The following is a 6,599-nucleotide window of genomic DNA, read 5'->3' on the forward strand; positions in this document are numbered from 1 at the left end:
CGGCGCCGGCGGCGGCGCCCCGGCCGCGGGGCCGGCCGCTCAACCCGTGCCCCCCATCCCCCTGGCCCGGGGGGGGGGGGGGGGGGGGGGGGGCCGGGGGGGGCCCCCCGCGGCCCCCGCCCCACTCGTTCGTGAAGGTCCGCTCAGTGGTTGACGGGGCGGCGGCCCGGGCGGAAGGCCTCCGCGGCGAGCAGCCCGGTGTCTGGGTTGTCCGTGAAGATGCCGTCGATGCCCTGTTCGAAGTACGTCCGGAAGGCGCCGAAGGCGTCCCCGTACGCGGCCGGATCCGTGCCCTTGCGGTAGTCGGCCGGCAGGAAGCTGTTCTCGTTGCGCGCGGTGTAGGGGTGCAGGACCAGCCCGCGGGCGTGGGCGTCCGCGACCAGCGTGGTGGGAGTGCCGAGCCTGCCGGACGCGTCGCGCGGGAGGATCAGGTCCATGGTCGGGCCGATGCCCTGGGCGAAGCCGGCGATCCACCGCAGGCCCTCGGGCTTGACCAGGTCCGCGACCGTACGCGGGTCCTTGGCCTGTTCGAAGTCCCACGGACGGGTGTTCGCCGCGGAGAGCAGGACCACGCGGGGCGCCGATACCAGCCGGGAGAGCCGCTGGATGCTGGAGGGCTCGAAGGACTGGAGGAAGAGGGCCGCGTTCCGGCCGTCGCGCCCGTAGCGGCGCAGCAGCTTCGCGAGGGGCTCCTCCAGGGCGAGGCCCAGCGCGCGGAAGTAGCTGGGGTGCTTGGTCTCGACGTGCAGCCAGACCCGCTTGCCGCGCCGCTTGCCCTCGCGGTCGGCCCAGCGCAGCACCTCTTCGAAGGTGGGCACGTCCCACCGGCCGTCGTAGAGCGTGTTGCGCTGGCGGACGGCGGGGATACGTTCCTTCGCGCGCAGGGTCTTGAGTTCGGCGAGGGTGAAGTCCTCGGTGAACCAGCCCGTGAGGCAGACCCCGTCGACGGACTTGGTGGTACGGCGCGAGGCGAATTCGGGGTGGTCGGCGACGTCGGTGGTCCCGCCGATCTCGTTCTCGTGGCGGCACACCAGGTGACCGTCTCTGGTCGGGACCAGGTCCTGTTCGATGACATCGGCGCCCAGGGCGAGGGCGAGCTGGTAGGAGCCGAGCGTGTGCTCCGGCCGGTAGCCGCTGGCGCCGCGGTGGCCGATCACCGTCGGGTAGGGCAGGTCCCGGTAGCCGCCCCCGCCGTGGCCCGCCTCCGATGCCGATGCCGCGGCCGTCCCCGCCGACAGTGCGGTGATCCCGCTTCCGGCCGCCAGGACGGCCGCCCCCAGGACCGTGCGCCGTGCTGCCCCACCCTGCGTCATGAGTGCCACTCCTCGCTGCGAAATGCCCGAATCGGCGTGCCGATCGTAGGCAGGACGCGGTATCGGCAGGGGGTGCGGCTGCGGAACATGGCGGAAACGTGCGTCAACACTGCGTATCCGAGTGGTGAACCCGATGTGCGATCAGGGCTGACCCGCGAGTATCGTCCTCACCTGCACTACCGCCGTGTGGTGCGAAACCGCTTTTCGATGCCGGAGGGCTCACGTTGTTCCGTACCAGGCTCATCAAGGCCACTGTCGGACCGATCATTCGCCTGATCATCCGCACCCGTGTGGAGGGCATCGAGAACATCCCGGGCGACGGGCCGGTGATCCTGGCGGGCAACCACCTCACCTTCATCGACTCCATGCTCCTGCCGCTGGTGTGCGACCGCACGGTCCACTTCATCGGCAAGGACGAGTACGTGACGGGCAAGGGCATCAAGGGTCGCGCCATGGCCTGGTTCTTCACCGGCGCCGGCATGATCCCCGTCGACCGTGACGGGGCCAACGGCGGAGTCGCCGCCCTGATGACCGGTCGCCGCATCCTCGAAGAGGGCAAGATCTTCGGCATCTACCCCGAGGGCACCCGCTCCCCCGACGGCCGGCTCTACCGCGGCCGCACCGGCATCGCCCGCCTGACCCTGATGACCGGCGCCCCCGTGGTCCCGTTCGCGATGATCGGCACCGACAAGCTCCAGCCCGGCGGCGCCGGCATGCCGCGCCCGGGCCGGGTCACCATCCGCTTCGGCGAGCCGATGGAGTTCTCCCGCTACGAGGGCATGGACCGCGACCGCTACGTGCTGCGCGCCGTCACCGACTCGGTGATGGCCGAGGTCATGCGGCTCTCGGGCCAGGAGTACGTGGACATGTACGCCACGAAGGCCAAGGCCGCGTAAGCACCGGCTACTGCCGCTGGAGTGACCGGCTGACGCCCGCCGCCGTCGTGGTGGCGAGGATCCAGCCGGTCACGATCAGCAGGTACGACAGCCACTGGTACCAGCCGCTCGGCGCGAAGGCCTGCTCCTGGCCGAAGCCGATGATCGGCAGCATCAGGTCGATCGTGTAGAACACCGGATTGAATTCCGGCGCCTCCCCCGTCTTCAGCTCCCGCGGCGGGTGGATCCCGTACGCGATCGACCCGATCAGCAGCAGCGCCAGCAGCCACCCCGCCGCGCGCAGCGGCCGGAATCCGTAGCCGACGGTGACGTCCTGGAGCAGTCCCCACAGCCGCCCCTGCGGCGGCAGGGTGCGCCGGTGCCGCCGGAGCTTGGCGAGCTGGACGGTCCGGGCGGCCGCCTCGTCGCCCGCCGTACGGTAGGCCGCGGCGAGCTGTTCGTAGGCGTACGGGAGGTAGCCCGACTCCTCTCGCTCCAGCGCGGGCAGCCGCTCCTCGGCGGGCAGGTGGGGGGCGAGGGTGCGGTAACTGAGCCGGTCCATGGCGATCCGCTCGGGCCAAGCCTCGGGATCGATGTGGAGCAGGTCGAAGGTGGACCGGCGCAGGTTCACGCCGCCCTGGATCGGTGGGCACTGGCGCAGCCACATCTCCCCTATGGCGCAGCTGGAGGCACGCAGGGCCGTCCCGCCGGGGCTGCCGAGGTCGGCACGGGTAAGCATGGCCTGGCCGGGTATCCGGGAGCCGGTGAGGTTGACCATGCCGCGGGCGTGCAGCCGGTGGCCCCGCAGGTCGGTTCCGACGGTCACGTTCTCGGCGTGCAGCGCTATGCCGCCGGGGGCCAGGAGGCGGGAGTCGTTGAGGTTGATCTGACCGCCGACGGTGGTGCCGTTGATCCTGGTCTGCCCGTGGACGGTGAGTTCCATGGCGATGACGTCGGTGCCGATGTCGGCGTGGCTGACCTGGAGCGGGGGCTCCTGGGTCTCCTCCGGGGGGTCCTCGCCGGTGGGAGGCGTGCCGATGACCGCGCGGCGCAGGAAGAGGCCCCCGGCTATCCGGGCCCCGGCGAGCCGGACCGGCCCGGTGATGCGGCAGCAGGACAGCTTGAGGGCGACGTCGACGCGGACGGAGTCGGCCGTCAGGCCGGGAAGCGTCGAGTCGTTGGCGACGAAGGTCCGCAGCTGGGCCCCGTAGAGCAGGGGTTTGCGCTCGAACCAGCAGGCGCGCAGGCGGATCGGGTGCTCGACGACGGCGTACCGGAGGTTCAGCTTGCCGGTGATCCGGGCGCCCCTGATGTTGAGCCCGGCGACCTGTCCCCCGACGCTGGGCCCGTTCAGCAGGAGGGCGGTGAGCACCTCTGCCCGCACGGTCCGCTCGGGGCCCCAGGTCTCGCCCGCGGCTCCGGTCTCATCGGGGTGTTCACGGAAGTCGACGCCCTCACCGCGCGGGAAGGCGTCCCATACGCGGCGCTCCGCCGGGGTCAGGTCGTTGATCTCCATCGCCGGGATGGTGTCCCGCGGGTCAACGGACTGTCAACTCCGCTCAGCACACCACCCCCTGGCGGGACGTCAGTGCTCGATGCCGTCCTGGAGCTCCTGGCCCTTGAGCAGGAACCAGGCGGCCACGGCGGTGGCCAGCAGGACGGCCGCGCCGACCCCGCAGGCGAGCCGCAGGCCGTCGACGAAGGCCTCCTGGGCGGCCTCCACCATCACCCGGGCGGTGTCCGGGTCGAGGGCCTTGGCCGCCTCCAGCGCGCCGCCCAGTGATTCGTGCGCGGCGTCGGCGACCGGGGCGGGCACGGAGGCCGGGGCGATGAAGCTCTGGTAGGCGCCGGTGACGACGGAGCCGAGCAGGGCGATGCCGAGGGCGGCGCCGAGTTCGTACGCGGTCTCGGAGACGGCGGAGGCCGAACCGGCCTGCTCCTTGGGGACGCTGGAGAGGATGACGTCGGCGGTGACGGTGAAGGAGAAGCCGGCGCCGAGTCCGACGACGAGCAGGGCGGCGCCGAGCAGCGGATAGCCGCTCTCCTGGTGGATCAGGGTCAGCGCGCCCAGCGCGAGGCCGATGGCGGCCAGGCCGAAGGCGACGATGGAACGCACCGAGTAGCGGCGGGCGTACCGGCCGGCGAGCAGGCCGGTGACCACGGCGCCGACGGCGGCGGGTATTTCGGCGAGGCCCGCCTGGAGCGGCTCGTAGCCCTGGACCAGCTGGAGGAACTGGGAGAGGAAGAAGACCAGCCCGGACAGCCCGAAGACGGTGAGCAGGTCGGCGAAGACCGCGCCGGAGAAGCCGCGGTGGCGGAAGAGCCGGATGTCGAGCAGCGGCGCGGTGAGCGTGAACTGGCGGCGCACGAAGGCGTACAGGGCGCCCGCGCCGAGCACGGCGGCGGCCCAGACCTCCCAGGTGGGGCCGTGGGTGGCGACTTCCTTGACGGCGTAGACGACACCGATGACACCGCCGAGCGAGAGGCCTACGCTGACCAGGTCCCAGGGGCCGGCGACCGGGTTCCTGGACTCGGGCAGCAGCTTGATGCCGACGAGGACCAGGACGGCCATCACGGGCAGGTTGATGAGGAAGACCGAGCCCCAGTAGAAGTGCTGGAGCAGGGCTCCGCCGAGGACCGGGCCGATGGCCGCGCCGGCGGAGGCGGTGGCGCCCCAGATGCCGATGGCGAGGCTGCGCTCCTTGGGGTCGTGGAAGATGTTGCGGATCAGCGCGAGGGTGGACGGCATCAGGGTGGCGCCGGCCACGCCGAGCAGGGCCCGGGCGACGATCATCATCTCGGGGCTGGTGGCGTAGGCGTTGAGGACGGAGACGGCGCCGAAGGCGGCGGCACCGCCCAGGAGCAGCTTCTTGCGGCCGATGCGGTCGCCGAGGCTGCCCATCGACACCAGGAGTCCGGCGATGACGAAGGAGTAGATGTCGCCGATCCACAGCAGCTGGGTGCCGGACGGCTTGAGGTCCTCGCTGAGGGAGGGGGTGGCGAGACCGAGGACGGTGGCGTCCACCGCGACCAGCAGCACGGCCAGGACGAGCACGGAGAGCGCGAGCCAGCGCCCCGGGCTCTTCCCCTCCGCCCCCGTCTGCCGGTTCAGCTGTTCGGTACGGCTCATCACTCCACGCTCCGTCGTGCGCCACCGAGCAGCAGCTCGATGATCATGTACTGGAAGTCCTTGGCGGCGACCCGGCCGTCCATGACGGCCCAGGCGCAGGTGCCGATGAGGCCGTAGAGGGCCTCGGTGAGCCAGGCGGGGCTCAGGTCGATGCGGATGTCGCCCTCTTGCTGGCCGCGCCGGAAGAGTGCGCCGACGCGGGCGTCGAGGCGGGCCCACCCCTCGTTGATCTGGTCGCCCTCGAAGAGCTGGTTCTCGGTGACGAGGAAGGCCAGCAGCTGGGCGTTGGGCTCGGTCTCGGCGACGAGCCGGCGGAGCGCCTCGACCGCCGTGCCCTCGTCGAGGCGGGCGTTGTCGAAGGCGACCTCGAACTCGCGGATGCCGAGTTCCTCGAGGGCCCGTACGAGGGCGTCGCGCCCGGCGAAGTGCCGGTGGAGGGTCGCGCGCCCGATTCCGGCGGCGCGGGCGACCTCGTCCATCGTGGCGGTCGACTTGCGGGAGAGCAGGGCGGCCGCGTCGCGGAGCACCTGGTCACGATCCATGGCCATGAGACAAGCATAACCCGAATGAGACGTCACTGTCTCATTCGATCGGTAAATGAGCTGCCGGACAGGCAGCGGAAAAGGAACCCTCAGCCCATGAAGCCACTGCTGCTGATCGACGTCGACGGCCCGCTGAACCCGTACGCGGCCCAGGCCCAGCGCCGCCCCGAGGGCTACACCACCCACCGGATGCGGCCCACCGGCTGGACGGACGGCAAGCCGCTGCGGGTCTGGCTGAATCCCGACCACGGGGAGGAGCTGCTCGCGCTGGCGGACTCGTACGAGCTCGTCTGGGCCACCACGTGGAAGGACGAGGCCAACGACTGGATAGGCCCGCACCTGGGCCTGCCGCGACTCCCCTTCATCGACTGGCCCGTCATGCACGGCCGGGCGCCGCGCGGCACGTTCTGGAAAACGCAGTACGTCCTGGAGTACGCAGGCGCGCGGCCCTTCGCCTGGATCGACGACGACATCACGGCCATGGACCACGAGTACGTCGAACAGCGCCACCCGGCGCACGCGCTGCTCATGTACGTCGACGAGCGGATCGGGCTGACCCGGCCGGACTTCGACGCGCTGGCCGACTGGGCGGCGTAAACACCGGAGGGGCGGGCGGGGCGCGGGGGCCCCGCCCCCCCCCCCGGGGGGGGCGCCACGGGGTGTTGGGCGCCCCGGCGTGCGGGATGTCCCGGTGCGCCGTCAGCTCCGGGCGCCGGGCCCCCCCCGGCCCAGGCGGGGT

The 6,599-nt window shown here is 71.8% G+C and carries 6 protein-coding genes; 2 read left to right on the forward strand and 4 right to left on the reverse strand.

The annotated features are described in order from the left end of the window. Nucleotides 1–143: 143 nt before the first annotated feature. Complete coding sequence (locus ACGFYU_RS20340) at nucleotides 144–1,313, reverse strand: glycerophosphodiester phosphodiesterase (RefSeq protein ID WP_393828669.1); 1,170 nt, start codon at nucleotides 1,311–1,313, stop codon at nucleotides 144–146. A gap of 224 nt (nucleotides 1,314–1,537) precedes the next feature. On the opposite strand from ACGFYU_RS20340, the gene ACGFYU_RS20345 reads away from it, so the two are divergent. Then, nucleotides 1,538–2,209, forward strand: a complete 672-nt coding sequence (locus ACGFYU_RS20345; protein ID WP_393828670.1) for a lysophospholipid acyltransferase family protein — start codon at nucleotides 1,538–1,540, stop codon at nucleotides 2,207–2,209. A gap of 7 nt (nucleotides 2,210–2,216) precedes the next feature. Here the strand turns inward: ACGFYU_RS20345 and ACGFYU_RS20350 are convergent, their stop codons facing one another. The 3 genes from ACGFYU_RS20350 to ACGFYU_RS20360 form a co-directional block, all read right to left on the reverse strand. Further along, the gene (locus ACGFYU_RS20350; protein ID WP_393828671.1) at nucleotides 2,217–3,704 is read right to left on the reverse strand and encodes a membrane-associated oxidoreductase; all 1,488 of its coding nucleotides are present in this window, start codon (nucleotides 3,702–3,704) and stop codon (nucleotides 2,217–2,219) included. Between the two features lie 69 nt (nucleotides 3,705–3,773). Beyond that, a complete protein-coding gene (locus ACGFYU_RS20355; protein WP_393828672.1) occupies nucleotides 3,774–5,318 on the reverse strand; it encodes an MFS transporter in 1,545 nt (514 codons plus the stop codon). Beyond that, nucleotides 5,318–5,866: a TetR/AcrR family transcriptional regulator gene (locus ACGFYU_RS20360; RefSeq protein WP_393828673.1), complete on the reverse strand. Its 549-nt coding sequence runs from the start codon at nucleotides 5,864–5,866 to the stop codon at nucleotides 5,318–5,320. The genes ACGFYU_RS20355 and ACGFYU_RS20360 overlap by 1 nt, the downstream gene beginning before the upstream one ends. A gap of 90 nt (nucleotides 5,867–5,956) precedes the next feature. Between ACGFYU_RS20360 and ACGFYU_RS20365 the strand changes: the two genes are divergently transcribed. Next, the gene (locus ACGFYU_RS20365; protein WP_393828674.1) at nucleotides 5,957–6,457 is read left to right on the forward strand and encodes an HAD domain-containing protein; all 501 of its coding nucleotides are present in this window, start codon (nucleotides 5,957–5,959) and stop codon (nucleotides 6,455–6,457) included. The last annotated feature ends 142 nt before the right edge of the window (nucleotides 6,458–6,599 follow it).

This window comes from Streptomyces sp. NPDC048337 (genome assembly GCF_043201175.1).
Taxonomy (GTDB): domain Bacteria; phylum Actinomycetota; class Actinomycetes; order Streptomycetales; family Streptomycetaceae; genus Streptomyces.